This window comes from Sorangium sp. So ce367 (genome assembly GCF_051520455.1).
In the GTDB taxonomy this organism is placed as follows: Bacteria; Myxococcota_A; Polyangia; order Polyangiales; family Polyangiaceae; genus Sorangium; species Sorangium cellulosum_B.
This window is the reverse complement of the sequence record NZ_CP150334.1, coordinates 11,756,515-11,780,936: the sequence shown is the minus strand read 5'-3', so window position 1 is coordinate 11,780,936 and position 24,422 is coordinate 11,756,515. Positions and strand designations below refer to the sequence as shown.

The following is a 24,422-nucleotide window of genomic DNA, read 5'->3' as shown; positions in this document are numbered from 1 at the left end:
ATGGAGGAGCTCGAGCCCGCGCCGCCCAGGACCGCCGAGCCCGCGGAGCAGGCCGGGCCCGCCGCGCCGCCGCTGCTCCAGGCCCGCGCGGCGCGCATCGCCGTGGACGACGTCGTCGCCATCGACGCGCTCACCGCGGCGACGCGCGGCGAGCGCGTGCTCTGCGCCGGCGACGCGGGCGCGCTCTTCGCGGCGCTCACGGGCGTCCCGTTCTCGTCCCTCCGCAGGCCGGCGCAGGCCGGCGCGGCGGATGACGCGCGCGGCGGGGCGCCCGGGGAGGCGCGCGTCGTGGCCGGGCGCCTCGAGGTCGCGGGCCGCGACGTGGCGCGCTCCGCGCACCGCGCGGCGAGCGGGGCGGCGCCGCTCGATCCGCCGCTGCCGCTCGCGTGGACCGCGGACGCCTACGTCGGCTGGGGCGCGCGCCTCGCGGGGGCCTCGCCGCGCGCGGCGGCCGAGATGGTGGCCCCCGCCCTGGCCCGGGTCGGCCTCGCGGCCTCGCGGAAGCGGGCGCTGAGCGCGCTCGCGCTGCCCGAGCGCCGCGCGCTCGTCCTCGCCCAGGCCATCGTGACCGCGCCCGACGTGCTGATCGCCGAGGATCCGCTCGTCGGCCTCGACGGCGCCGGGGCCGCCTTCGTCCTGGCCGCGCTCGCGGGCGCCACCGAGGGCCGCGGCGCGCTGCTCACGGCCGCGCGGCTCGACGTCGAGGGCCCGCGGGGCGCCCTGGTCCGCGGCGCCACCGACGTCCTCGTGCTCGCGGGCGGCGAGCTCGCCTTCTCGGGCACGTTCGCGGAGATCGCCGCCGGGAGCCGCCTCTACGCCCTCACCGTCCGCACCAACGCGGAGCTCCTCCGCGAGGAGCTCGCCGCCCGGGGGATCGCGCTGCGGGGCGGGCCGGTGCGCTTTGCCGCCGCGCTGCCCGAGGGCGCGACCACCCGCGACGTCGTCCTCGCCGCGACGCGCTGCCGCGCCGCGATCGTCGAGCTCACCCCCCTCTTCTGACCTGCCGCCCGCCGTAGTACCGTGGGCGCGATGTCATCCGAACCCGCCGCGAACAAGCCGACCGCCGCTCAGGTCACCCCGGGCGGCCCGCCTCCCGGAGGTCGACTCGCCGTGCTCACCGCCTTCGCGGTGGGCGCCTCGTGGATCCCGGTCCCGGTGCTCCCCGCGCGGATGCTGCTGCGCATCCGCGGGGCCATCGTGCAGGACACCGTCGCCCGCCACGGCCTCAGCCTCACCACCGACGCGCGCGCGCTCCTCGTCGAGCCCGGCTCGGAGCAGACCACGCTCCGCAAGGCCGCGCAGCTCGTCACGAAGGAGGTCCTCCGGCGGCTCAACCCGGCCCTGGCCCTCGCGGCGGCCGCGCGCGGCCTGGAGGTCTACGCCCTCGGCCACCTCCTCGACCGCTACATCACGCGCTTCCGCCGGAGCACCGCCGTGCGCGTCCACGCCGAGGAGGCGCGCTGGGTCCGCGACGCCGTCGATCGCGCCGTGCGCCGCGCGCTGTCCCCCTCCCTCCAGGCGAGCTTCACCGTCCTGCCGAACGGCACAGAGGACCTGCGCGACGAGTTCACGCGCTGGATCGACGCCTTCCTGCTCGCGGGCGCCTCCGTCCCGGAGTACATCGAGCGCCGCCTCGACGCGGCGTTCGACGAGATCGCCGCCGCCGGCATCCCCCATGACTGACACCGAGGACCGCACCGCCACGAAGGGCGGCGCCGCGGGCCGCGCCGCGGCCGACGCCGCGCCGGAGCTCGATCCGCAGGCCGCGCGCGCCGCGCTCCGGCGCTGCCGCCGCATCATCGTCAAGATCGGCTCGAAGAGCCTCTCCGGCGACGCCTGGGACCGGCTCGCCGCCGAGGTGGCCGCGCTCCGAGGCCGCTCCGGCCGGAGCCTCGTCATCGTGTCGAGCGGCGCCATCGCGCTCGGCGTGGCGAAGCTCGGGCTGAAGTCGCGCCCGAAGGACATGGCGTGGCTCCAGGCCGCCGCCGCCGCCGGCCAGAGCGTGCTGATGCAGCGCTACGAGGAGGCCTTCGGCAAGGTCGGCCTGCTCGTCGCGCAGGTGCTCCTCACGCACGCCGACCTCGCGGACCGCACCCGCACCAACAACGCACGGAACGCGCTGGCCGCGCTGCTCGAGGCGGGCGCCATCCCGATCATCAACGAGAACGACGCCGTCGCCGTCGAGGAGATCAAGTTCGGCGACAACGACCAGCTCGCGGCGATGGTGACCCCGCTCTGCGAGGCCGATCTCCTCATCCTGCTCTCGGACGTCGAGGGCCTGCTCGACGCCGACGGGCGCCGGGTGCCGTTCGTGCGCAGCGTCGCCCGCGAGGCGCGGCACCTCGCGGGCGCGTCGACCTCCGGCGTCGGCACCGGCGGCATGGCCAGCAAGGTCGAGGCCGCCCGGCGCGCGACGCTCGCGGGCTCGCACGTGGTCATCGGCGCGGCCCGCGAGGCGGGCATCATCACGCGCATCGTCTCGGGCGAGGACGTCGGCACCCTCTTCGCCGCCGTCCCGCAGCGGCTCAGCGCGCGCAAGCACTGGATCGCGTACACGCTGCGCCCGCGCGGCGCGATCCTCGTCGACCGGGGCGCCGCCGAGGCGATCGGCTCGAAGAACCGGAGCATCCTCGCCGTCGGTGTCCTCGGCGTGCGCGGCACCTTCCTCCCCGGCGACGCCGTGGCCGTCGTCGACCCGGACGGCGCCGAGATCGCGCGCGGGCTCGCGCGGATGTCCGCGAGCGACGCCGCGCGCACCGCGCGGAAGAAGCGCGAGGAGGCCGGCGATGACGACGTCGTCGTCCACCGCGACGACCTGGTGGTGCTCCCGAGCGAGTAGCCCGCGGCCCCGGCCGCCCTGTGGGTGCGCCGACCACCCGGGCCATGGCCAGCCATCGGGCCAACCATCGGGCCAACCCCTGATTGCGCGCCGCTCGCGCTTCGCGGGAACCTTCGCGCCGCCCCGCTGTCGCTTGGGTTTACCGCATGTTGACCGCACGCGACTGCCCGTCACCGCCGGCCGCCGCCGACGGCCGGGGGTCCCTGCCGGTTCCTGGAGGTCGGGTGATGCGCTTCGGGTTGTTCGTCGCGAACGGCTTGGTTCTCGCGGGGGTCGTCTGGACGATCGGGCTCGGGCCGAGCGTGCGGGCGTCGCAGCTGCTGCCGCCGCGCGCCGCGGCGGGGGCCGACGAGCTCGCGGCGCTCGAGGCCCGCTACGCCGAGGGCAGGACGCCGGCCAGCGTCACCGCGCTCGCCGCGGCCTACCTGGAGCGCGATCAGCCAGGGCTCGCCTCCTCGGCCCTCGACGCGGCGCCCGGCGAGGTGCGCGCCCTCCCGGAGGCGGCGCTCCTCTCGGCGCGGGCGCTCCTCCGCCGAGGCCGCGTCCAGGACGCCCTCGCCGCGTCCGAGCAGGCGTCGGCGGCCTGCGCGGCCGGCGCCTGCCCCGCGTGGCTCGCGGCGAAGTCCGAGCACCAGCGCGCCTTCCTCGAGCAGCTCGTCGCCGCGGGCGTCGAGGATCCGCAGGTCGACGCGGCCGCCGCCCGCGCCGCGCTCGACGCCTACTCGCGCAACGCGAGCCAGGTGCGCCTCGTCGCGCTGCGCTAGCGCAGCGCGGGGAACATCGACGCACGCACGAGCGTAAGCGAAGGCGTAAATGTACAGAGCAGCTACAAATGCGACGGCTAAACGGCTAAACGGCTAGACGCGCAACGTGCTCTGCGATCGTCGAGGCCGTATCCAAGCTTGGAAACCCTGTCGTTGTCGAATGACGGTCACCGCCTTATGCCGTAGTCTTTGGCTTTGCTCGGCGCGTTCGTACCGGGGGCGCTGTCCGAGAGAACAACCGGTTGCGCTTGGGAGGGTCTCCCTCAGGTGGAACAGCCGCAAGCTCGCACGCTGGGCGCCCTGGCGACCGCATGGACAGGGTTGTACCGACGCGGCGCCGCCATTGCGGCCGCGCTCGCCCTCACCGTCGCCGCGGGCTGTGCGCGGCCGATCACCAACGCGGGGCTGCCGATCCCCGCGGCGAAGCCGGGCATGGAGCAGCGCCCGTTCGAGCTGCGGCCGCCGTTCGAGCTGGCGACGAACGAGGACGCGATCGTCCGGATCGTCACCGACGTGACGTGCACGGGGACGCTCATCACCGAGGACCTGGTGCTCACCGCGCACCACTGCGTCGCGGCGCGGGACGACAACGGCAGGACGCTGCGCCGCGATCAGGATCCCGAGGCGATCTCGATCGAGCTCGGGGGCGACCACCTGCCGTGGGGCGACGTGAAGGTCCGCGCGGTGGTGTCGCCGGACTGCGGGTACACGTCGGGCGAGGGCGACATCGCCATCCTCGTGCTCTCGCGGCGCCTCGTCGGGATCCCGACCCTCCCGCCGCGGATCGAGGCCGAGCCGGTCTCGAAGGAGCAGGTGACGCCCTACGGCTTCGGCCGCTGCGCGCTCTCGCGCGATCCGATCCACCTCGCGCCGCGGCTGGGCGGCACGATCGACGCCGTGAGCCCCGGGGACTTCGTCGCGACCGCCTCGATCTGCCCTGGCGACTCGGGGGGGCCGGCGCGCAGCGATCGGGGGGGCGACGTCGTCGGCGTCATCTCGTCGAGCGTGATGGACGGCGACGAGCGCACGACCGGGACCTCGTATTTCAGCCGCCTCGACGTGTGGCCCGAGCTCTTCTCCGCCGCCCGCGAGATCGCGGCGGGCGCGAGCCCGAGCGAGCTGCCGCCGTACCGGGGGTGCCTGCGTTGACGGCGCGGCGGCGTCGGCGAGCTTCGCTTGCCCGCCGCCTGCGACCGGAGCTGCGCTAGGCTGCGCTGCGGCATGCGGAAGCTGTTCAACGGGCTGCTCTGGATCCTCGGAACCCTGCTGTTGCTCGGCGTCGTGCTCCGCGCGCTCGTCCTCGACGTCTGGGTGGTGCCGAACGACCCGATGCTCGGCGCCGCGCTCGCGCCGAGCCTCGCCCCGGGCGACGCGGTCGTCGTGCTGACGCGGGGCACGCCCGGCTTCGGCGAGCTGGTGCGGTGCCCGGATCCCGAGGCCCCCGGCAGCCACATCGTCGGCCGGATCGCGGGCTTGCCGGGCGACAAGGTCGACGTCGACCACGCCGTCCTCCTCGTGAACGGGCAGAGCTACGACGCCGAGACGGCGTGCGCCGAGCCGAAGGTGAGCATCACCGACCCGGCCACGGGCAACCCGGTGCAGCTCTCGTGCGAGATGGTGATGATGGGCCCCGGCCTCCACCCCCGGGCGACGGGGCGCAGGCCCCCGCTCGAGCGCCGCCGCCACGTCGAGGTGCGGCCCGACACGGTCTTCCTGCTGAGCGACAACCGGAGCTACCACGACGACTCGCGCGACTTCGGGCTGCAGCCGCGCGCCGCGTGCAACCAGCGGATCGTCTTCCGGCTCTGGGGCGGCGCCGGCTGGAGCGACGACCGGCGCCGCTTCACCTTCGTGCGCTGAGCAGGGTCGGCCGTCGCCCCGCCAGCGTCACCTCGAGCTTGACCCCTCCGCTCATCGACGTCTAGAACCGTGTTTCTCTCCACCCGGGTCAGGGACCCCGCGCGAGCAGCGGCCCGGGTTCCCCGTCCTGGCTCGCTTCATCGGTCGGAGGTCCGCCACGGCGGCCTTCCACTGGCGCGGGTCGGAGAACCGCGATCCGCGGTCCTCCAATGCACCGAGGAGACGTTTGCACACCGAGCAGAACGAGATTGGCATCGTCTGTGGCCAGTGCGACCTGTGGAGCCCGATGGGCACCGCGCGTTGCGCTGAGTGCGCGAACGACTTGGCCCTGTTCACGACGCGCCGGGCGAGCTCGACGACCACGCCGGCCCGGCGCTCCCCGACGCCCGCGGCCGGCAGCGCGAGCGCCCGGCTCGACCCGACGAGCGCGCGCGGTCAGGGCCGGGGCCCCAAGACCACCTCGTCCAAGAGCGATTTCGCCGAACTCTCCCAGGAGGAGCTGATGGAGCAAGCCCGTAACTACGTCTGCCGTTCCTGCTCGAGCGGTGTCCCCTCGGGCCACAAGTTCTGTGGGAGGTGCGGAACGGCGGTCCCGCCCGAGATCCTCAACGCCCAGACGCTGTTCTTCGGGGACATGCAGAACCCGGCGAAGGCGAAGCTGATCCTCATCCGCGGCGAGGGCATGGACGGCCTCTCGTTCCACCTCAAGGCGGAGCAGCACATCGTCGGCCGCAACGGGCAGCTCGTCTTCCCGGACGACCCGTTCGTCTCGCCGAAGCACGCGAACTTCTTCTACCGCGACGGCAAGCTGGTGGTGCGCGACGAGGGCTCGCTGAACGGCGTGTACATCCGCGTGCGCGGCACGATCGACATCACGCCGGGCGACACGTTCCTCGCGGGCGAGCAGCTCTTCCGGCTCGATCCGACGCCGCGCGCCTCCGACGGCCAGGATCCGGACGGGACTTTCTTCTACTCCTCGCCGAAGCACCCGAGCCCGTTCCGCCTGACGCAGGTGCTCCAGGGCGGCGCGGTCGGCATGACCGTCTGCGCGCGCGGCACCTCGCTGCAGATCGGGCGCGAGGGCGGCGACCTGAACTTCCCCGTCGACCTGTACATGTCGGGCTCGCACTGCCGCCTCGAGGAGCACAACGGCAAGTTCACGCTGACCGATCTCAACAGCCGCAACGGCACCTACGTGCGCATCAAGAGCGAGCGCGAGCTCGCCCACGGCGACTACCTCTTCATCGGCCGCAAGCTCCTGCGCGTCGAGCTCAACACGAACTGACGCTGGCCCGCGGGCGCGGCGCCCCTCGCCATGACCACCGCGCGTCTTGCCCTCGACGTCCTCCGCGCCGGCCCGATCGCGGCGGGCGCGACGCTGTGGCGCAGCCGCGGCCAGCTCCATGTGACCCTCGTCGCCAAGGCGACCTTCGCGCTGGTCCCCGGCGGCGACGCGCGGCGGATCGAGCCGCTGGAGCTGGTGCGGAGCGAGGTCTACACGCGGGGCAACCCGATGAAGCCGCTGCTCGCTGCGAGCGATCTCGCGCCCTGGCTGGCGCGCGCCGAGGTGGTGCTCACCGGGCACGCGTGGGCGCCGGGCGGGGCGCCGCTCCGGGGAATGGCGGTGCGGCTCGCGATCCTGCGCGCGGGGGCGGCGCTCGTGGACAAGCGCCTCGAGGTCGTGGGCGATCGGGCGGGCGGCGCGGCGGCGGGCGCGCAGCCCGAGCCGTTCGTGAAGATGCCGATCGAGTACCAGCGCGCGTATGGCGGCCCCGGGGAGCCGGAGAACCCGCTCGGCGTCGGGGCCGGCGCCGACGAGCGCGGCGGCGCGCTGCCCAACCTGCTGCCGCCGGGCGGGGGGCGCGCGCCGGTCGGCCTCGGGCCGATCCCGCCGATCGTGCCGAGCCGGGCGCGGCTGCTGCGCGGGCTCGCGCGCGCGGAGCTGGAGGGGATCGCGTCGATCCCGGACGATTTCGACTGGTCGTACTTCCAGTCCGCGCCGGCGGATCAGCGGTTCGATCGGGTGCTCGGCGGCGAGGAGATCGTGCTGGAGGGCCTGAGCCAGCACCACCCGGCGCTGGCGACGCGGCTGCCGGCGCTGCGGGCGCTCGCGACGATCCTCCTGCCGAACGGCGCGGCGCGGTGGCTGCCGCTCGTGGGCGACACGCTGATCGTGCAGCCCGACGCCGAGCGCTGCGCGGTGGTCTTCCGCGGGAGCTTCCAGGTGGCCTCGGAGGAGGTGCTCCCGGCGCTGCGCGCCGCGGTGGGCGTGGAGGTCGGGGACGAGCCCGTGCCGTGGCCGGACCTCAGCGAGGCGCCCGTGGGCGCGGCGAGCGCGGCGGGCGCGGCTGCGGGGGAGAGCGCGAAGCGGGCGGACTGGAGCTCCACGGTGCGGCTCGGCGAGGGCGACGTGGTGGATGCGCCGGTGAGCGTCGCGGGCGTCGCGTCGGGGCGAGAGCCGTCGCGCGGCGGGGCGCACCCGCTGGAGGGCACGTTCCCGCTCGATGACACGTTGCCGCCGGCGGGGAGCGAGAGGAGGCCGCGCGAGGCGCGCACCGTGCCCCTGCCGCCCGTGAGGGTCCGAGGCCCGGGCCAGGACGACGCGGTGCACGCGCCGTTTCCGATCGCGCCCGCGGGGATGCGCGGCGAGCGGGAGGGCGGCGAGCGCCCGAGCGCGCCGTGGGCGGCGGGCGGCGCGGCGGCGGTCCCGGCGATCGCGTCGCCGCTGGAGGGCACGGTCGATCTGAGCGAGCCGGAGGCCGCGCCTGCGCAGACGGCACCATCGCCCGCGCAAGACGCCGCGCCTGCGCCTACGCCCGTGGAGATCGCAACGCCTGCGCCCACGCCCGTGGAGATCACAACGCCTGCACCTGCGCCAGCGCAGGCCGTTGCGCATGCACCTGCGCCAATGCAGGCCACTGCGCATGCACCTGCGCCAGCGCACGCCGCCGCGCCAGCGCCGCCAGCGCCGGTCGCCACACCCGCACCCGCGCGCGCCTCCGAGCCGCTGCCCGCGCCGGAGCGCGATCCGCAGGTCGAGCGTTCACCCGAGCCGCGCGCGCCGACCCCGGCGCCGTCCGCGCCGACGCGAGAGCGGCCCACTCTCCTTGGCAGCCTGTACAAGCGCTTCCGCAAGGACTGAGCCGGAGCGAGGATGGAGGGACCACCATGTCGGAGGGAGCCGTGGTTCGAGAGCGCGCCACGTCCGCGCGCGCCGAGGAGTACCTGGGGCCGGCGCACGTGCTGGAAGCCCGCGGCCAGGCGGTGGTGGTCGAGCTGCCGGACGGCGAGAGCGCAGAGGCGACGATGGCGCTGGCGCTCCCTTACGCGCCGGCGGTGGGTGACGTGCTCCTCGTGATCGGCCGGGGCGCGCGCCTCTATGTCATCGGCGTCCTGCACGGGACCGGCAAGGTGACGCTGGAGCTCCAAGGCGACGTCGATGTCCGGGCCGCGGGCGGCGCGCTGCGGCTCTCCGGGGACCGGGGCGTGGAGCTCCGGGGGCCGGAGGTGGACCTGCACGGCGACAAGGTGCGGGTGTTCGCGGGATCGCTGGTGCAGAAGGCGGCGTCGCTCGTCCAGCGCGTGACCGACCTGTTCAGCCTGCACGCGCGCGAGAGCCACACGGTGGTGGACGGGTCGGCGACGACGAAGGCGAAGAGCGCGACCGTGCTGACCGAGGAGACGATGACGATCAACGGGAAGGAGATCCACCTCGGGTAACAGGGCGGACGCGCGTGAAAAAAACCAGGCGGTTGAGCCACAACGGGCACAAGCTCGGGACGGACGCCGTGACCGAGACGGAGGGCGGCGCGGCGACCATCCGCAATTCACAGTCGATCCAGACGAAAGCCGAGGCCCAGACCGGCGCCGTCGATGCGAAGGGGATCGGCGAGACGAAGGACGAAGAGAGCGAGCCCGAGCCACCGGCCCGCGACAAGCCAAGCTCCGTGCTGGATCTGGCCCGTGACAAGACGGCCGAGGCGTACCATGCCTCGTCGAACAGCCGCGGAACCGGGCTTGAGCTCCAGGTGCTCGACCTCCGGGCCCATCGGAGCGGCGCTCTCCTCGATGTGGCAGAGCGCATCATGAAAGCTGCGCGCGAGACGATCTCCGAACCGACCGCTCCGCCCCTCGCGGGGCTCACGTGGTGGCCCTACAAGTCCATCAACAAGCGGCGCGACGCGAGGGACAAGGCACGTCAGCAAGAGCTCTCTTATGCGGCCTGGGTCAACGCAAGGCAGATGGCGTACACGAGGGCCAAGACGGGCACGTCGCCGCTGCACATGAGCATGGACCAGGTGCGGGCCTTTGGAGCGCGGGTCGCGCAGGAGAAGGTCGGCAATTGCCTCGAGCTCTCCGCGTTGACGATCTGGCTCCTCTCCCATCCAGACGAAGCCCCCGGCGCGGAGGTGGACATGGTGCGCCTCGGCAAGCGGCTGCCCACCGCGGATAACGGCGACTTCGCGAGCGGAGATCACGCCTTCGTCGTCCTGAATCCGCCGAAGGTCGACGAGAACGGGGGATACCCGGGCGACTTCGACGACTGGGGCGAGGCGATCATCATCGACCCCTGGGCGAACATCGCCTGCAAGGCGCGTGACTTCCCGGAGCGATGGAAAGAGAAGATGCGGAAATGGAAGCGCAAGGGGAAGGAGATCGACACCGTGACGAAGGACGGCGCGGGCACGAGGCCGCCTGACCAGCAACCCTGGATCGACGGAATCGTCGTGTTCGAGAAGATCTCGGTCACGAAGTCGCCGCCGCCCGAGCCGGCCCCCGGCGGCGAGTCGACGGACGAGCACGGCGCGGGCACAGGCGACCATCACAGCCGGGAATGCGCCTTCTGCAGCGTCATGTGAGAGCGCGGCGAAGCTGACCGAGGAGGTGATGGCGCTCGACAGGGAGGAGATCCACCCGGGATAGAAGGCGTGGCGCCCAGATCACCAGGGGCTCGGTTCCCCGTCCTGAGTGAAGTACGTCGTGGCGGCGCGCTCCACGAACCAGCGCGTGATGGTCGCTTTGGGGAAGAATCGCTGGAGCGCGCGGACGTCGGCCTCGGCCTCGTTACGGTCGGCGGGAGTGAGGTCTGTGCCGCCGCTCAGGGTCGGCCGCGCGACGCGGATCTCCGTCACCTGATCGGGGTTTGCGCCGGCCTTGCCGACAACCGCCAGGAGCGCCGTCCACTTGCTCCCGCCGTCCGAACAGTGAGCGTAGACCGGCTTCCCGTTGGCGAGGGCCCAGGCGGAGGCGCAGCCCACGATGGTGCTCGGCCCGTGGCGCTCGCTCGCGCCGATGAGGCCGTAGCCATTGTCGGCGTGCATTGTCGGTGTCGTCGACTTCCTCAGCCTCAGCGCGGTGGAACGCGCGATCAACGACGCGTTCGTCAGCACCTCGCGGTCCCCGGGCAGCTGGGGCACCGGAGCGTTCAGGTGGTCGGAATTGGTGGTGGTCACGGCCTTGCCGAGAGACGCTGTCGCCTTCTTGTGGGGACTGAAGCAACAGAAAATGGTTTTCCATTTGGGCATCTCCTCATCCCTCCATCGCAAGAGACGAGTTCAGCCCGGGCGCCACACCGATCCCCTGCACCTCCGCCCCGCCCGGCAGCGTCACCCGCACCGCCGCGGCCATCCGCGCGCCTCCCTCGCCCACGCACAGAGCCTGCCCCACCCCCTTACCGTGCGTCCTCTCCCCCGCGATCACCGCCCGCCCGTGCGCCTGCAAGCACCCCGCGAACAGCTCCGCCGCCGACGCCGTCCAGCGGTTCACCAGGATCGTCACGGGCGCCGTATACGGCTCCTCCTGCCGCGAGCGATAGACCACCGCGTCCCCATCGCCGTCCGTCACCGTCGCCACGACGCTCCCCGCCGGCAGGAAATCCCCCGCGAGCTCCACCAACGCCCGCAGCTCTCCTCCGGGGTTGTCCCGTAAATCGATGACCAGCTCGCGCATCCCTTCCGCCGCGAGCGCCCGCATCGCACGGTACACAAGCGCCGGCACGTCCAGCGAGAACACCCGTATCCGGATCACCCCGACACCATCGCTCATCAGCGCGTGCGCCACGTTCCCCGCGCCGGGAATCACCTCCTCCGGCGCAGCCGCGCACGTGTAGAACACGTTCACCGCGCTCGGCACCAGCACCGCGCCCACCGCGTTGTTCCCGGCGTTCCCGGTCGTCGGACAGGTGAGGTTGATCGCCGGCAGCCCCTCGATGATCACCTTGGAGTTACCCGCCACGTAGGCGCCGAAATCCATGTAGAGCGGGTGCGCCACCCCGGGCTCCATCCCGAAGGTCATCGGGATGGTCGTGCCGAGGTTCAGCGCGTTCATCATCGACACCTTCACCTTCACCGAGAAGTTCACCGCCATCGCGTTGAGCGCGAAGTTCGGGTACGGGATCGGCACCACCACCGGCCCCACCGGCGTCAGGCACACGTCCGGAAACCCGATGTTCATCCCGGCGCCGTTGTTGCTCGCAGGCAGCATTCCGTCCGCTCCTTCCGCCCTTATCGCCCCGGCCGCGGGGGCGTGTACGCCTCCGCCTCCAGCCGGTCGACGTCCGTCCGGCGCGCGCCGAGCAGCCTCGCGCCGGAGAAGCGCGCGCCCTTGTCGTGGACGGCGTGCAGGTTGGCGCCGCCGAGATCGGCCTCGCTGAAGTCGGCCTCCTCGACCCGCGCGTGCGACAGGTTCGCGCGCTCGAGGCGCGCCGAGAGGAAGAGCGCGCCACGGGCCTCGGCATGATCGAGCATGGCGTCCCGAAGATCCGCGGCGGCGAGGTTCGCGTCGGCGAGGTCCGCCCGGGTGAACGTGGCGTACCGGAGCATCGCCCGCGAGAGCTTCGCCCCGCGCAGCGAGGCGCCGCCGAAATAGGCGGCCTTCGCCACGACGTGCGGCAGGCTCGCGCCGTCCAGCGCGGCCTCGCGGAGCCTGGCCTGCGTCAAGATGGATCCCTCGAGATCGGCGCCGCGAAGGTTCGCCTTCGAGAAATCGCTGCCCATGAAATCGCAGTCACGGAGGCTCATCCGCTCGAGGTTCGCCTCCATGAAGGCGCAGCGGTGCACCGTGAGGCCGGCGAAGGAGACGGCGCGCAGATCCACGCCGGTGAAATCGACGCGGTCGAAGATCGTCTTGCCGAGCACGGCGCCCTCCAGCGCGGCCCCCCGGAGGAGCGCCTGCTGGAGCACCGCGCGCGTCAGGTTCGCGCGCGCGAGCCGCGCCCTGTCGAGGATGCAGCGGACGAGGCGCGCGGCCGTGAGATCGGCCCCCTCGAGATCGGCCTCGATGAGGATCACCGACTCCAGATCGCGGCCCGAGAGGTCCACGCCGCGGAGGATCGAGCGCGAGAGGTCGCAGCCGAGGAGGCTCGAGCCCCGGAGGTCCGCGCCCGTGAGATCGCAGTCCGAGAGGATCGAGCGCTCGAGGCGGGCGCCGCGGAGGCTCGCGCCGCGCAGGTCGGCGCCGCGCAGCGAGCAGAGGGAGAGATCCGCGCCCGCGAGGTCGAGGCCGGAGAGATCCGCGCCCGTGAGATCGGTCCCGGCGAGGTCCTTGCCCGCGAGCTCAGGCCGGCCGAGCTTTGCCTCGTCGAGGACGACGCCGTGCATGCGCTTCGGGAAGCGGGCGCCGCGAAGGTCCGCCTTGACGAAGACCGCGCGGTCGAGCTCCGCGCCGTCGAAGTCCGCGCCGCCGAGATCGGCCCCCACGAAGGCGCCGGCCTCGACGCGGGCGCGGGCGAGGCGCGCGCGGCGGAGGTTCGCGCGGGTGAACGAGGCGCGCGCGATACGGACCTCCGTGAGATCCGCGCCCTCGAGGTTCGCGAGGTCGAGGCGCGAGCCCTCGATCGTCGCGCCGGCGAGCCGGGCGCCGGACCAGTCCGAGCCCACCGCCTCGACCTCGACGATCGTCGCGCCGGAGAGATCGGCGCGGGCGAGGCGCTGGTACGACAGCTTCGCGCGGGTGAGCGTCGCGCCGGCGAGGTGCGCGCCCTCGAGGTTCGAGCCGAGCACGAGCGCGCCGTCCAGCGCGCAGCCCGCGAGGTCCGCGTCGCGCAGGTCGCACTCGACGAAGTGCGCGCTCGAGAGCGCGCTGCCCGCGAGCCGCGCGCCGCGCAGGCTGGTCCGGAGGAACTTGACGCGGGCGAGATCGAGGTTCGTGAGATCCCGGCCCGAGAGGTCGAGGCCGTCGAGGCGGGCGCCGTGGAGCGGCGCGCCGGAGCGGATGCGGTCGAGGAGCTCCTCGACGCTCTTCACGCGCCCTCCAGGCTGGAGCGCCGCAGGTTCGCCCCCTTGAAATCGCAGCCGGCGGCGCTCGCGCCCTCGAGGCGGGCGCCGTACAGGCTGGCCCCGGCGAAGGAGGCGCCGTCGAGGCGCGCCTTGCAGAGATCGGCGCCGAAGAGGTCGGCCTGCGCGAGGTCGGCGCGCTCGAGCGAGGCGCGGTAGAAGCGGCTCCCGCGCAGGACCGCGCACGCGAAGCGCGCGCCCCGGGCCGAGGCCCAGGAGAGGTGCGCCCGCGGCAGGGACGCATACCGGAGATCGGCGCCGTCGAGCTTCGCCCGGAGCAGCGCCGCGCCCTCGCCGCGCGCTTCCACGAGCGTCGCGCGCTCGAGATCGGCGTCGGCGAAGCTCGTGCGCGACAGCGACGCGCCCGTGAGATCCGCGTCCGTCGCGGAGGATCCGGCGCACATGCACCCGACGAGCGCCGCGCCCCGCAAGCAGGCGCGATCGAGCTTCGCCCCCTGGAGCACGGCGCCGTCGAGGTGGAGCTCCTCCCCGTCGATCTCGCGGAGGTCGGCCTCGTCGAGCAGCGCGCCGCGCCCCCGCGCCCTCGCCAGGCGGGCGCGGGTGAGCTCGGCGCGGGTGAAGATGGCCTGGTCGAGCGTCGCGCCGCGCAGATCGGCGCCCGCGGCGCGCGCGCCGGTGAGGTTCGCCTGGGAGAGGTCGGCGCCCGGGAGCGCGGCGCCCTCGAGGTTCGCCTCGAACAGCACGGACCGCGAGAGATCCGCGTTCGAGAGGTTCGCCCCCGAGAGGTTCGCGCCCGAGAGGAGCGCGCCGGAGAGCTTCGCCCCGGAGAGGTCCCGGCCCGAGAGGTCCTGCCCGGAGAGATCACGCCCCGAGAGGTCGGCGCCGGGGCCGGGCTCGGGCGGCGGCGCCGCGGCCTCGCCGGGGAGCCGGTAGCCGGGAACGATCTCGCGGAGGCGGCCATCGCGGAGCAGCGCGTCGAGGCGCTCGACGCCCTCGAGCGCCGTCCCGCGCGCGGCCGCGTCCCGCCGGAGCTCCTCGACGCGCGCGACGAGCGCGTCGAGCGCGCCGCCCATGGGGACGCGCGGCGTGCCCGAGGGCGCGGCCGGGAGGTACGCGGCCTGCCGCTGCGCCGGGAGCCGCGCGAGCGCCTGCGCGATGGTGCGCTCGAGGTCGACGCCCTCGGGGGTGCGCAGGGCCCGGAGCTTCGCGACGAGCTGCCGCACGCGGTCCTGCTCCGGCGCGTGCAGGCCGCCGAGCCGCTCGGCGAGGAGCTTCGACACCGGATCCGCCTCGTCTGCGACGGCGCGCGGCGGCCGCGGCGCGCCGTCGCGGACGAGGTCGTAGGCGTCGCGCACCTCCGGCGGGAGGTCCTCGAGGCCGCGCGGATCGCGGGCGAGCTGGGCGAGCTTCTCCCGGTAATCGTCGAGCGGCAGCGGCGCAGCCGAGAGCGGCTCGGCGGCGATGACGACGGCGCGCACGTCGGCGAGATCGTCCTCGGCCACGTCAGCGTGGCCGCGCCAGGTCAGCGTCACGAGGCCCGCGTCCGGCTCGACGAAGAGGGTGTCGAGGCTCATGCGGGCGTCCTGCACGCGGCCCTGGATGTCCTCGACGACCGCGCGGATCCGGAGGCCCGGCAGGCGGAAGGAGGCGGTCTGCGCGGCGGGGTGGAGGTTCAGGAGCGTGACCTCCTCGTCGCCGCGCAGGTGGCCGGCGAGGCGCTGATCCGGCGGGGCGGCCTGGAAATAGGCCCAGTCGAAGTCCTCGGCGTACCAGGGAGCGCGGGCCTTGCGGTACGAGGGGCCGTACTCCTTGCCGAGCATCCGGCGTTGCTCGGGCGAGTCCGGGTGGATCGGCCCGAAGGGCGCGGGCACCTGGCGGCCCTCACGCGGCGCCGGAACGAGCAGCGATTTCGACCAGCTCCCGACCGCGAACCCCACGGGGTGCTCGCGCTGCGGCTCGCCGGGGGGCGGATGGCAGGCGCCGCGGAGCAGGAGATCCGCGGCCGGCTTCCAGTCGGCGAAATCGCCGGGGTACGTGCGCTCGCCGTCGCGCTCGCCGTCGCCCCCCTCGAAGGTCTCGGCGGTCAGCGCCCCCTGCGCGAGCTGCCCTTCCAGCGGCGCGAGCGGCTCGCCCAGGCGGAGCGAGAACCGGCCGCGGACGACGAGGACGACCTCGGGCTGCGGCGGCCTGCGCGAGCAGACCTTGGCGCCGAAGGGGAAGGGCGTGAGGTTCCGGGTCTGCATCAGAACAGGTTGATGACGCCGGACATCACGTTGTACGCCCCGGTGCTCACCGACTCGGCCGACGAGACGCTCGCGCAGATGTTCTTCACGTTGGTGCGGAACTGGGAGAGCTCCTGCCGGTTGGTCAGGTTGAGCTCGGCCTTGGGGCCCATGTTGATCGAGACCCCCGCCGTGAGCGAGACCTCGAGCATGGCCGCGATCGTCAGCTCGACGAGGCCGCCGATCGTGACCTCCTCGGTGGCGCCGACGGTGATCGACGCCGCATTGCCGATGGTGACGTCGCTCGTATTGCCGATCGTCACCGACTGGACCTCGCCGATGGTGGTATCCGACACGAGCGAGGCGGTCGTCGTGCTGGACACGGTGCTCGCTGTGGTCTCGTCGCTGATCGACGTGGCGCTCGTGGTGCTGGAGATGGTCTGCGCGGTGGTCTCGTCGCTGATCGACGTGGCGCTCGTGGTGCTGGAGATGGTCTGCGCGGTGGTCTCGTCGCTGATCGCGATCGCCGTCGTCTTGCTGGCGATCTGATCGGCCCAGGTCTCGTCGGAGATCAGCGGCACAGGGCAGGCCGCCGAGCCGGTGTACGACTCGATCCGCTGCGCCCAGGTGGAGCTCAGGCAGGTGGGGTTCGGTCGCTCGGCCGTGGGGGCCTCGGAGCCGGTGATGCTGGTTTGCTTGTTGCCGTAAAAGCGATCGAACGTGTCGCCGTGATAGGTGGTGTCGACGTCGCCCTTCTCGGTCTTCTCGGTGACCTTCCAGGTACCGTTGTAGTTCTGGACCCATTCGATGGTGGTGGCGGCGGTCCAGAGGTCGGTGGCGTCCTGGATATGGCCGCCGGAGACGTCCCAGCCGGCGGTGTCCTCCTGCCGGCCGAGGACGAGCATGCGGTAATTGCCCTTGATGACCTCGACCTTGTCGCCGCGCGTGGTGGTGATGCGGTTGCCGTCGGAGTGGTCGCGCCAGCCGCCCTTGGTATGGAGCTTTGCGGTCTCGGCCTGCCGCTCGGCCTCGGGGAGGAAATCGGGGCAGCCGTCGCGCTTGCGGGTGTCGTCGATGAACGAGGTGACCCGGGCGGCGAGGTCCTCGCCGGTCGCCCTCGGCGCGCCCGGGTTGGCGGCGAGGCTCGGGTCCTTGACCGCGCCGAGGCGCAGATACGAGCCCATCGCCTCGGCGTCGGACGCCGCGTCGTTGAAATTCGGGACCTCGATGAGGAGGTATTTCCCGTTGATACCCTCACCCTCGCGCGTACCCATGCGTGCCTCCGCGTCGGGTACAGTACCAGGCGAGCCGCGGAGGAGGCGCGACGATGAACCGAGAGCCGACGGAACCCCTGAGGTGCAGCGAGCCGTCCCCACCTGCCGCCCCGCCGTGCGGTGAGCCCACGGCCGCGACGGCGCACCGCGCGCCCAGCGCCGTGACGATCGCCACGGCGTCCGCCGCCGCGCGCATCCGCGAGGCCCCCGGCGCAGAGCCCCCGTGCAGCGAGCCGATCGCGCGCGCGCCGTGCGCCGAGAGCCCGGAGGAGGCGGCCGGGCCTGTGGAGGATGCCCCGCCAGCGCCGTCTCCGGACGACCGAGAGCTCCTCGAGGCGCCGGCGAGAGCGAGCGCCGGAGGGCCTCGCGAGGTGCCGCCATCGCCGCCGCGGGCGAGCGCCGGAGGGCCGCGGGAGCTCCCACCGTTGCGCCCGGGAGCGAGCGCCGGAGGGCCGCGGGAGCTCCCACCGTTGCGCCCGGGAGCGAGCGCCGGAGGGCCGCGGGAGCTCCCGCCGTCCCAGGGCGGCCCAGGGGCGCCCGATCACCTGCCGTTCCGCGCGCCGGGCGCAGCGGAATCGGCGCCGCGCCCGGCGCGCGCGGCGCCGATGGAAGCGCTTCAAGAGGCGAAGGCCGCGCTCCGGGACCGGGCACGGCAGGCGCCGATCCTGCGGCTCGACTCCAGCGATTTCTCCTGCGACCTCCTCCGGGTGCGCGGGGTGCACGGCAAAGAGGCCATCGGCCAGCTCTTCTCGTACGACATCGACGTCGTGTGCAGCGACGGCGCCGAGCTCTCGATCGAACAGGTGCTGGGGGCGGCGGCGTCGCTCGTGTTCGAGGTCCAGGGCGCGGACGAGCGGACCCTTCACGGCATGATCACCGAGGTGGAGGACCGGCACGAGACGGAGACCGCCTTCCGCTCCTACCGGCTCCGGCTCGCACCGCGGGCGTTCCGCGCGACGCTTGTGGAGCTCCAGCAGGTCTTCCTCGACATCAGCGTGCCAGAGCTCATCCAGCACAAGCTCGCGATGGTGGGGCTCGGGCCCGAGGACGTGGTGATGCGCCTCTACCGCGATCACCCCCAGCGGGAGATGATCGTCCAGTACAAGGAGACGGATCTGGCCTTCATCTCGCGGCTCGCCGAGCACCTCGGGATCTCGTTCTTCTTCGAGCACGAGTCGGGCCGCGACGTGATGGTGTTCACCGACGAGCCGACGGGCTTCCAGCCGCTGCCGGGGGGCGACGCGGTGGTGTTCCGGCCGCGGGGAGAGCGGCGCGACATGTTCGAGCTCAGGGAGCAGGCCAGGGCCTTCCCCGCGACGTACGTCATGCAGGAGTACAATTACCGTACGCCAAGGCTCGACATGACGGCGGCGCACGAGTCGCCGGCTGGCCTCGGGGGCGGCGTCGTCGAGTACGGCGCCCACCACAAGACGCCGGAGGAGGGCCAGCGGCTGGCCCAGATCCGCGCGGAGGAGCGGGCCTCGTCGAGCCGCTACTTCGAGTGCCAGAGCGACGAGCTCCGGCTGATCCCGGGGGCCGTCTTCGCGCTCGAGGGCCACCCGCGGCTCGACGGCGAGCGGTTCCTGGCCGTCGAGGTCGAGCACCGCGCGGTGCAGCCCGTGGCCGTCGAGGGCGGCGCCGGCGGCGAGCAGGAGTACGTCAACAGCGCGCGCCTGGTGCGCGCCGCGCAGGCCTACCGCCCGCCGCGGACGGCGCCGCGGCCGAAGATCCACGGGGTGGTGACGGCGCTTTTGGAGCCGCTCCCGGACGGCGAGATCGGGGAGGTCTCGCCGATCGACGAGCAGGGGCGCTACCGGGTGCGCTTCCACTTCGACGCGGGGGATCCCGCGTCGCGCGCGTTCCCCTCGCGGCTCGTGCGGATGATCCAGCCGCACGCCGGGCCGAACTACGGGATCCACTTCCCGCTCAAGCCAGGCATCGAGGTGCTGATGGTCTTCGTCGACGGCGACCCCGACCGGCCGATGATCGTGGGCGCCGCGCCCAACCCGATCACGCCGTCCCCGGTGGCGCGGGAGGTGAACCTGATGCACCGGATCGAGACGTCGACCGGCATCCTCATCGAGATGCGGGACTGCCCGCCGCGCGGGTGACGCGGGCCGCCGCTACTTCTTGCGCCCCGCTCGGGCGCTCAGGCGGCTGATCGCGTCGCCCGCCGCCCAGGCGACGCGAGCCGCCGCGTTCAGCGAGCGGACCATCGCCTCGGGCACCTGCGCGATCAGCCGCTCCAGATCGACCGGGCCGTCGATCGACGGCAGGAGCTGCTCCATGAGATCGGCGAACAGGTCGTACTTGCGCGACAGGTCGTCGAGCCGCGAGCGCATCGCGTCGGCCTCCGCGCCCTGCGCGTCGCCGAGCAGCGAGAGCGCGCGCCGCGCGAGGGCGCGCTTGTCCTGCACCACGCGGCGAAGGCGGCCGAGGTACGCGCCGACGATCACGTCGGGGTACTTGCCGCGCAGCGCGAACGAGTCGTGCCGCGCGCCCGACTCCCGCCGGCGCTCGATGATTCCGGCCGCCTCGAGGCCGCGCAGGTTGGCGAAGATGTTGCTCTTGGAGCGGCCGAGCTCCTGGCTGAGCTCGTCCATCGAGCGCGGCTCGTCCGCCAGGTAGAGCGCCGCCACGACCTGCCCACCCAGCCGGGTGATGCCGGGGAACGACGCGGCGATCTCGGCGCCGACCCCCTCGAGCAGCGCCTGCCGCGCCGCCGCGACCCGCTCGTCCGAGGCGCTCCCGTCGCCCCCCTCGCCGGTTGCGGGCGGCTGCGGCGGGTGCGCTGTCGGCGACGTCGGCCTCCGGGCGGTCATGATGGGTGACTCACATAACGATCTTTCGCGGGTGCGCCAAGCGGCCAGCGCGCGATCATCTCGCCCACCTCGAGCGCCGGGCTGCTCGACCCGTCCCGCGCGCCGTCGAAGCGGGCTCGGAGGATCCCGTCCGGATCGAGGATCCACGTCTCCTCGGAGCGCTGCGTGCCGTACGTGTCCAGCACGACCTGGCGTCGGGGTCGAACAGGACCAGGAACGGCGGATCGCCGTTCAGGGAGGGCGGCGATCGGGTGCTGCCGCCGGGGGTGGAGGCGGCTCTCGGGGCGGAGGTACCCGGGCGCGGCCGCTGCCTTGCGGAGCACCGCGCCGGCGAGCCGGGGAGAGGATCTCGCCTCGGACCGCCCCGGGAAGCGACGAAAGAAAAACAGCGAACCTTGTCAGACAACCGAGGACAGCGGCGAACGAACCATCGAGGACAGCGCGCGAGGTGGTCGTCGCGCGAGGCACCTCGATCCATTCCAGGAGGGCATCATGCGACGTTTCATCGCTGGACTCTGCGTCATTTTGTCGGCTTATTTCATGGGGTGTATGGCGTATCCGGCCGACGTGGAGACGGAAGAGAGCCTATCGAGCGAGGCCGTCACCGAAGAGGTGGAGGAGGCGTCCGAGGCGCTGACGGCCTGCGGCCCCGGGCTCTGCTGCTCCCTGTCGGACTGGTCCGGCTCCAGCGAGTGTCAAAGCGGAAACCAGGCCGTGCACTGCTGTCCCTCGGGCTACGGCTCCTCGGGCAGCTCCTGCTTGCCCTATTGCCCGGGCGGCCGCTCCTGCGGATGGAACAGCGTAGCAGGCGCAGGCGCCTGCACGCCGAGCTGCAAGGGAGTCATGCTCCACTGCTGTCCGGCCGGGAAGACGTATACGACAGCGGGCTGCCGGTAACGTCGCATCTGCCGGTCCGCGCCTCCCGCGCGGCTCTCTGCGCCCCGACGCGCGGGGGCGGCGCAGTGACCTGCGCCGCTGCACCTCGTCGCCTCTCGACCTCTCTCCCATCCAGCTCCGGCGCCGGCGCGGATGGGCGCCTCGCGCCACTACCGCGGAGGGGGCGAGACGCGGAGGGGCAGGCCGCACCTCGAGGCTTTCTCCTGGTTCATGACTAGGGTGTCGCACGTCAGGCCGAGGAGGTCCGCGTACGCCCGGATCGCGCAGTCGATGTGGTCCTTCATCGCGCTGATCGGCTTCATCCGCGTGGCGGCGTCGACCTTGAGCACGAAGATGAGCCGCACGCGCGAGCGGACGCGCAGCCGCTCGGGGAGCTCCCCAGCGAGGATGGCGCCGATCCCTGTGTCGCCCCCGCGCCACGCGCTCTGGAGCATGACCAGGCAGTCCCGCCCCTTGGCGATCAGGCAATCTGCGAGGTGGCTTGGCGCATCGCGCCCGGTGTAGTCCTTGACCTCGAGGAGGACGACACGGCCGCGGTCGGGATCCCAGTACGTGAAGTCCATCTCCGCGACGCCCGCGCCCGAGAGCCGCCGGTAGGTGGGGAGGTCCTCGAAGCGGAACCACGCCATGTCGGGCGGGGTGAAGGCGAAGCCCGATTCTTCCACCATGGGCGTCAACCCGCCATCGCGAGGTCGACGTCCTCATCGCCCATCGAGAGCTCTTCCTCGACGATCTCGTTGGGTGGCATGCCCTGGGAGAGATCATGAAAGCTCCCGCTCACGTGGCCCTCGCGGTTCGTGAGGGCGCAGAGACGCACGTCCGCCTTGTGCTGCCTGGCCACGAGCTCGAGCTGCTTCAGGATGAAGTAGCTGTGCGTCGCCATGAAGATCTGGACGCCTGCGAGCGACACGTCGTGGAGCATGCGCACCAGCGCGCGGGCCGCCGCGGGGTGCAGGTTGGTCTCGGGCTCGTCGATGAACAGCACGGTGTTCCGCCGGAGCTCGCCGTTCTGGATGAGCCTCGCGAAGAGGCCGATTTTCTTGATACCCTCGGCGACCTGGGACATCCAGAACTGATCGTCGCCCCGGCGGAACACGAACCTCCCGCTCTCGCGGACGATTTCGCCCGAGAACAGCGAGCGGAGGGAGCTGAGCACGCGGCGCAAGCTGTCCGGGAGATCTTGCTGCATCACCTCGCCGCGGAGCGCGACCGCAAGATCGTAATACGTATCGTCGAACCCGAAGCGCTTGTCCTGCTCGTGGAGCGACGTGATCGCGTCGACCGACGTGAGGATCTCCTTCGGGGGGATGAACAGAGCGCGCAGGTTCGGCTGCGGGCCGCCGTCGTCGTCCATGCGGAGCGACCGTCCGTCCGACGCCGAGAGGGACGCGGAGTACACCGCGTTGCACAGCGCAGCGCCGAAGACGGCGTCCTCGGGGCTGCGCTTCTTCACGAGGTCTCCGAGGCGCGCGCTCGCGGGCTGGAACGTCCACATGAGCTTCTCGGCGAGGACCTCCCCCAGCGAGGGGCGGTCGGCTTCCATCCGCCGCGTGTAGTCCTGCACGCTCCTGGCGAGCGCATAGCCCAGCTTGAGGAGCGTGCTCTTGCCGGTGTCATTGCGGCCGATCACCACGTTGATCCGGCCGAGGTCGGTCCAGCGGAACTCCTCGAACGGGCCGAACCGGAAGACGCCGAGCCCGTCGAAGAGCGCGGTGTCCTGCCCGGCGAGATCGGGCGGGGGCTCGACCGCCGCGGCCTCGAGGACGCCCTCGCTCTTCCCCGGCACGGGTCGCTTCGAAGGCGCGAGCGCGCGCCGGATGTCGAGGTATGGCTCGCCCTCGACGTCGCTGTCCTCTCCGCGCGTGACGAAGGGCAGCTTCACGAGCGCCGCGCGCACGACGCGGGCGAAGGCGTCGGGCTCGAGCGCGCCCGAGAAACCCTGGGGCACCCGGAAGAGCGTCGCCGTGGCCGCGCCCGTGAACGGGAGCCCGAGCTTGCGGGCGAGCTCGATCTGGTAGCGCAGGTAAGCACGCTTCTCGTCGCCTTTCTCGCGGTCGAAGAGGGCGAGGCTCACCGGGATCACCGCGTCCTCGCGCATCGCGTCCTCGCCTTCGGGCGAGACGTCGAGGATGCGCTGGGTGACCGTGCTCCAGACGATCTGGCGGTTGCGCGGCACGGTCGCGACCTCGAGCGCGAGCTGCCCGTGGTAGCGCGGGTTGGCTCGCCACGTGCTCCAGCGGGCCACGAGCGTGACGTGTCCGCCTTTCCACGAGCAGTCGAGCCGCACCGCCGAAGGCCACGGGCCGTGGCGCTGCTCATCGAGGCCGGGGATCGGCTTCCCGTAAGGGAGCGCGGGCCACGGGCTCGGCGGCTCGCGCTGTGGAGTGACGTGGATCGTCACCCCCTCGATCTCCACGTCGAGCGGCCCCGCCGCGTCGAGTAGGGCTCTGCCCGCCTCGAACGCGAGCACGTTGGCGGCTTCGAGCTTCATGGGCGGATCCTAGGTGCTCTCGCCCTCAGGGCAATGAGGCGTTCAGGAATCGTCGGTGCAGACGTCGACGGACCCGGCGCGCGGCTTGCTCTTGTAGATATCGACCGGGCAGCTGCCCCAGCGCGAGACCATCTCGCCCACCTCGATGGCCAGGCTGCTCGACCAGTCCCGCGCGCCGTCGAAGCGGGCCCGGATGATCCCGTTCGGGTCGATGATCCACGTCTCCGGGTAGAGCTGCGTGCCGTACTGGTCCATCACGACCTTCGACTCCGGGTCGAAGAGGACCGGGAACGGCGGGTCTCCGTTCAGGGCCACCTTGAGCGCGTCGCGCACGTCGTCCGGCCCCTCGTCGGTCGAGACGGTGAGGACGACGATGTCCTTGCGCGACTGGGCGATCCGGCCGAGCTCCGCGAGCGCCGGCATCTCCTGCAGGCACGGGGCGCAGGTCTTGGTCCAGAAGTTCAGGAAGACCGTCTTGCCCCGGAAGGACGACAGCCGGACGGGCTTGCCGTTCATGTCCGGCAGCTCGAAGTCCGGCGCGAGCCGGTTCCGGCCGGCGTACGCGGGGCGCAGGGCGCAGATGGCCTCGCAGCCGGTGGTGCGCTGGTCATTCTGCGCGGCGTGCACGAAGCCGTAGACGGCGACGGCAGCGACGAGGATGAAGGCGAGCTGCGCGATGGTCGTCCACTTCACGGGGGTTCGCATAGCGTAGCGCGGCGCAGGGCGAAAGCGGGCCGAAACGCCCCGCCCCCGCTCGTCGACGCGGTGCTTCACTCCGGGCCGGAGAGCAGCCGCTCGAGCCGCCGCTCGTCGACGCGGTACTTCATGATCTTCCGCCCATCGAGCTCGACAACGGGGACCTCCCAGTCGTACAGCGCTCGCTTCTCCGGGCCGGCCTCCCGGTCGAGGTCGACGACGGCGAGCTCGAACGGCAGCCGGACGCGCACGCGCTCGAGCGCGGCGTGGGCCTCCTCGCAGAGGTGGCAGCGCTCGCGCGTGAAGAGGGTCAGCGTCGTCAT

Annotated in this window: 23 protein-coding genes; 12 read left to right on the top strand and 11 right to left on the bottom strand. The window is 72.8% G+C overall.

Annotated elements, in window-relative coordinates; translation table 11 throughout:
- From WME97_RS44630 to WME97_RS44585, 10 genes are all read left to right on the top strand, one after another.
- The gene (locus WME97_RS44630; RefSeq protein ID WP_437547151.1) at nucleotides 1-999 is read left to right on the top strand and encodes an ABC transporter ATP-binding protein; all 999 of its coding nucleotides are present in this window, start codon (nucleotides 1-3) and stop codon (nucleotides 997-999) included.
- Nucleotides 1,000-1,029: 30 nt separating this feature from the next.
- A complete protein-coding gene (locus WME97_RS44625) occupies nucleotides 1,030-1,683 on the top strand; it encodes a hypothetical protein (RefSeq protein WP_437547149.1) in 654 nt (217 codons plus the stop codon).
- Complete coding sequence (proB, locus tag WME97_RS44620) at nucleotides 1,676-2,839, top strand: glutamate 5-kinase (RefSeq protein ID WP_437547147.1); 1,164 nt, start codon at nucleotides 1,676-1,678, stop codon at nucleotides 2,837-2,839. The genes WME97_RS44625 and proB overlap by 8 nt, the downstream gene beginning before the upstream one ends.
- 227 nt (nucleotides 2,840-3,066) lie before the next feature.
- Entirely contained in the window at nucleotides 3,067-3,603 is a 537-nt protein-coding gene (locus tag WME97_RS44615) for a hypothetical protein (RefSeq protein WP_437547145.1), read from the top strand.
- 267 nt (nucleotides 3,604-3,870) lie between these two features.
- Nucleotides 3,871-4,752 (top strand): trypsin-like serine peptidase, encoded by an 882-nt coding sequence (locus WME97_RS44610; protein ID WP_437547143.1) that lies wholly within the window; start codon nucleotides 3,871-3,873, stop codon nucleotides 4,750-4,752.
- A gap of 72 nt (nucleotides 4,753-4,824) precedes the next feature.
- Complete coding sequence (lepB, locus tag WME97_RS44605; RefSeq protein ID WP_437547141.1) at nucleotides 4,825-5,463, top strand: signal peptidase I; 639 nt, start codon at nucleotides 4,825-4,827, stop codon at nucleotides 5,461-5,463.
- 226 nt (nucleotides 5,464-5,689) lie between these two features.
- Nucleotides 5,690-6,748 carry an FHA domain-containing protein gene (locus WME97_RS44600; protein WP_437547139.1) on the top strand — a complete coding sequence of 353 codons (1,059 nt, stop codon included), beginning with the start codon at nucleotides 5,690-5,692 and terminating at the stop codon, nucleotides 6,746-6,748.
- 30 nt (nucleotides 6,749-6,778) lie between these two features.
- Complete coding sequence (locus WME97_RS44595; protein ID WP_437547137.1) at nucleotides 6,779-8,605, top strand: DUF2169 domain-containing protein; 1,827 nt, start codon at nucleotides 6,779-6,781, stop codon at nucleotides 8,603-8,605.
- Nucleotides 8,606-8,631: 26 nt separating this feature from the next.
- Nucleotides 8,632-9,183 carry a DUF3540 domain-containing protein gene (locus tag WME97_RS44590; RefSeq protein ID WP_437547135.1) on the top strand — a complete coding sequence of 184 codons (552 nt, stop codon included), beginning with the start codon at nucleotides 8,632-8,634 and terminating at the stop codon, nucleotides 9,181-9,183.
- A gap of 14 nt (nucleotides 9,184-9,197) precedes the next feature.
- A complete protein-coding gene (locus tag WME97_RS44585) occupies nucleotides 9,198-10,322 on the top strand; it encodes a hypothetical protein (RefSeq protein ID WP_437547133.1) in 1,125 nt (374 codons plus the stop codon).
- An 81-nt stretch (nucleotides 10,323-10,403) separates the two neighbouring features.
- Here the strand turns inward: WME97_RS44585 and WME97_RS44580 are convergent, their stop codons facing one another.
- The 5 genes from WME97_RS44580 to WME97_RS44560 form a co-directional block, all read right to left on the bottom strand.
- On the bottom strand, nucleotides 10,404-10,916 hold the full coding sequence (locus WME97_RS44580) for a hypothetical protein (protein ID WP_437547131.1): 513 nt from the start codon (nucleotides 10,914-10,916) through the stop codon (nucleotides 10,404-10,406).
- Nucleotides 10,917-10,992: 76 nt separating this feature from the next.
- Nucleotides 10,993-11,946, bottom strand: a complete 954-nt coding sequence (locus WME97_RS44575; protein ID WP_437547129.1) for a S41 family peptidase — start codon at nucleotides 11,944-11,946, stop codon at nucleotides 10,993-10,995.
- Between the two features lie 20 nt (nucleotides 11,947-11,966).
- Nucleotides 11,967-13,706: a pentapeptide repeat-containing protein gene (locus tag WME97_RS44570; protein ID WP_437547127.1), complete on the bottom strand. Its 1,740-nt coding sequence runs from the start codon at nucleotides 13,704-13,706 to the stop codon at nucleotides 11,967-11,969.
- Nucleotides 13,703-15,940 (bottom strand): DUF2169 family type VI secretion system accessory protein, encoded by a 2,238-nt coding sequence (locus WME97_RS44565; RefSeq protein WP_437547125.1) that lies wholly within the window; start codon nucleotides 15,938-15,940, stop codon nucleotides 13,703-13,705. Before WME97_RS44565 ends, WME97_RS44570 begins: the two co-directional genes overlap by 4 nt.
- On the bottom strand, nucleotides 15,940-17,193 hold the full coding sequence (locus tag WME97_RS44560; protein WP_437547123.1) for a hypothetical protein: 1,254 nt from the start codon (nucleotides 17,191-17,193) through the stop codon (nucleotides 15,940-15,942). Before WME97_RS44560 ends, WME97_RS44565 begins: the two co-directional genes overlap by 1 nt.
- Nucleotides 17,194-17,246: 53 nt before the next feature.
- On the opposite strand from WME97_RS44560, the gene tssI reads away from it, so the two are divergent.
- Entirely contained in the window at nucleotides 17,247-19,304 is a 2,058-nt protein-coding gene (gene tssI / locus WME97_RS44555) for a type VI secretion system tip protein TssI/VgrG (RefSeq protein WP_437547121.1), read from the top strand.
- A gap of 12 nt (nucleotides 19,305-19,316) precedes the next feature.
- Here tssI and WME97_RS44550 read toward each other — a convergent pair whose 3' ends face one another.
- Nucleotides 19,317-20,015 (bottom strand): GbsR/MarR family transcriptional regulator, encoded by a 699-nt coding sequence (locus WME97_RS44550; protein WP_437547119.1) that lies wholly within the window; start codon nucleotides 20,013-20,015, stop codon nucleotides 19,317-19,319.
- A complete protein-coding gene (locus WME97_RS44545; RefSeq protein ID WP_437547117.1) occupies nucleotides 20,012-20,200 on the bottom strand; it encodes a hypothetical protein in 189 nt (62 codons plus the stop codon). The genes WME97_RS44550 and WME97_RS44545 overlap by 4 nt, the downstream gene beginning before the upstream one ends.
- A 307-nt stretch (nucleotides 20,201-20,507) precedes the next feature.
- Between WME97_RS44545 and WME97_RS44540 the strand changes: the two genes are divergently transcribed.
- Complete coding sequence (locus WME97_RS44540) at nucleotides 20,508-20,912, top strand: hypothetical protein (protein ID WP_437547115.1); 405 nt, start codon at nucleotides 20,508-20,510, stop codon at nucleotides 20,910-20,912.
- Nucleotides 20,913-21,061: 149 nt separating this feature from the next.
- Here the strand turns inward: WME97_RS44540 and WME97_RS44535 are convergent, their stop codons facing one another.
- The 4 genes from WME97_RS44535 to WME97_RS44520 all read right to left on the bottom strand — a co-directional run bounded on the left by WME97_RS44535 (nucleotide 21,062) and on the right by WME97_RS44520 (nucleotide 24,422).
- Entirely contained in the window at nucleotides 21,062-21,580 is a 519-nt protein-coding gene (locus WME97_RS44535) for a hypothetical protein (protein WP_437547113.1), read from the bottom strand.
- 5 nt (nucleotides 21,581-21,585) lie between these two features.
- Entirely contained in the window at nucleotides 21,586-23,403 is a 1,818-nt protein-coding gene (locus tag WME97_RS44530) for an AAA family ATPase (protein WP_437547111.1), read from the bottom strand.
- Between the two features lie 42 nt (nucleotides 23,404-23,445).
- Entirely contained in the window at nucleotides 23,446-24,096 is a 651-nt protein-coding gene (locus WME97_RS44525; protein WP_437547109.1) for a TlpA family protein disulfide reductase, read from the bottom strand.
- Between the two features lie 77 nt (nucleotides 24,097-24,173).
- Nucleotides 24,174-24,422, bottom strand: coding sequence for a glutaredoxin family protein (locus WME97_RS44520; protein ID WP_437547107.1), 249 nt, complete (start codon nucleotides 24,420-24,422; stop codon nucleotides 24,174-24,176).

Bases quoted from the DNA above. Each gene is read 5' to 3' on its own strand.
- WME97_RS44535 (WP_437547113.1), bottom strand. From the start codon at position 21,580: ATGGTGGAAGAATCGGGCTTCGCCTTCACCCCGCCCGACATGGCGTGG.
- lepB (WP_437547141.1), top strand. From the start codon at position 4,825: ATGCGGAAGCTGTTCAACGGGCTGCTCTGGATCCTCGGAACCCTGCTG.
- WME97_RS44540 (WP_437547115.1), top strand. From the start codon at position 20,508: ATGCGACGTTTCATCGCTGGACTCTGCGTCATTTTGTCGGCTTATTTC.
- WME97_RS44520 (WP_437547107.1), bottom strand. From the start codon at position 24,422: ATGACGACGCTGACCCTCTTCACGCGCGAGCGCTGCCACCTCTGCGAG.
- WME97_RS44615 (WP_437547145.1), top strand. From the start codon at position 3,067: ATGCGCTTCGGGTTGTTCGTCGCGAACGGCTTGGTTCTCGCGGGGGTC.
- WME97_RS44590 (WP_437547135.1), top strand. From the start codon at position 8,632: ATGTCGGAGGGAGCCGTGGTTCGAGAGCGCGCCACGTCCGCGCGCGCC.
- WME97_RS44550 (WP_437547119.1), bottom strand. From the start codon at position 20,015: ATGACCGCCCGGAGGCCGACGTCGCCGACAGCGCACCCGCCGCAGCCG.
- WME97_RS44630 (WP_437547151.1), top strand. From the start codon at position 1: ATGGAGGAGCTCGAGCCCGCGCCGCCCAGGACCGCCGAGCCCGCGGAG.
- WME97_RS44530 (WP_437547111.1), bottom strand. From the start codon at position 23,403: ATGAAGCTCGAAGCCGCCAACGTGCTCGCGTTCGAGGCGGGCAGAGCC.
- WME97_RS44595 (WP_437547137.1), top strand. From the start codon at position 6,779: ATGACCACCGCGCGTCTTGCCCTCGACGTCCTCCGCGCCGGCCCGATC.
- proB (WP_437547147.1), top strand. From the start codon at position 1,676: ATGACTGACACCGAGGACCGCACCGCCACGAAGGGCGGCGCCGCGGGC.
- WME97_RS44575 (WP_437547129.1), bottom strand. From the start codon at position 11,946: ATGCTGCCTGCGAGCAACAACGGCGCCGGGATGAACATCGGGTTTCCG.
- tssI (WP_437547121.1), top strand. From the start codon at position 17,247: ATGAACCGAGAGCCGACGGAACCCCTGAGGTGCAGCGAGCCGTCCCCA.
- WME97_RS44625 (WP_437547149.1), top strand. From the start codon at position 1,030: ATGTCATCCGAACCCGCCGCGAACAAGCCGACCGCCGCTCAGGTCACC.
- WME97_RS44560 (WP_437547123.1), bottom strand. From the start codon at position 17,193: ATGGGTACGCGCGAGGGTGAGGGTATCAACGGGAAATACCTCCTCATC.
- WME97_RS44565 (WP_437547125.1), bottom strand. From the start codon at position 15,940: ATGCAGACCCGGAACCTCACGCCCTTCCCCTTCGGCGCCAAGGTCTGC.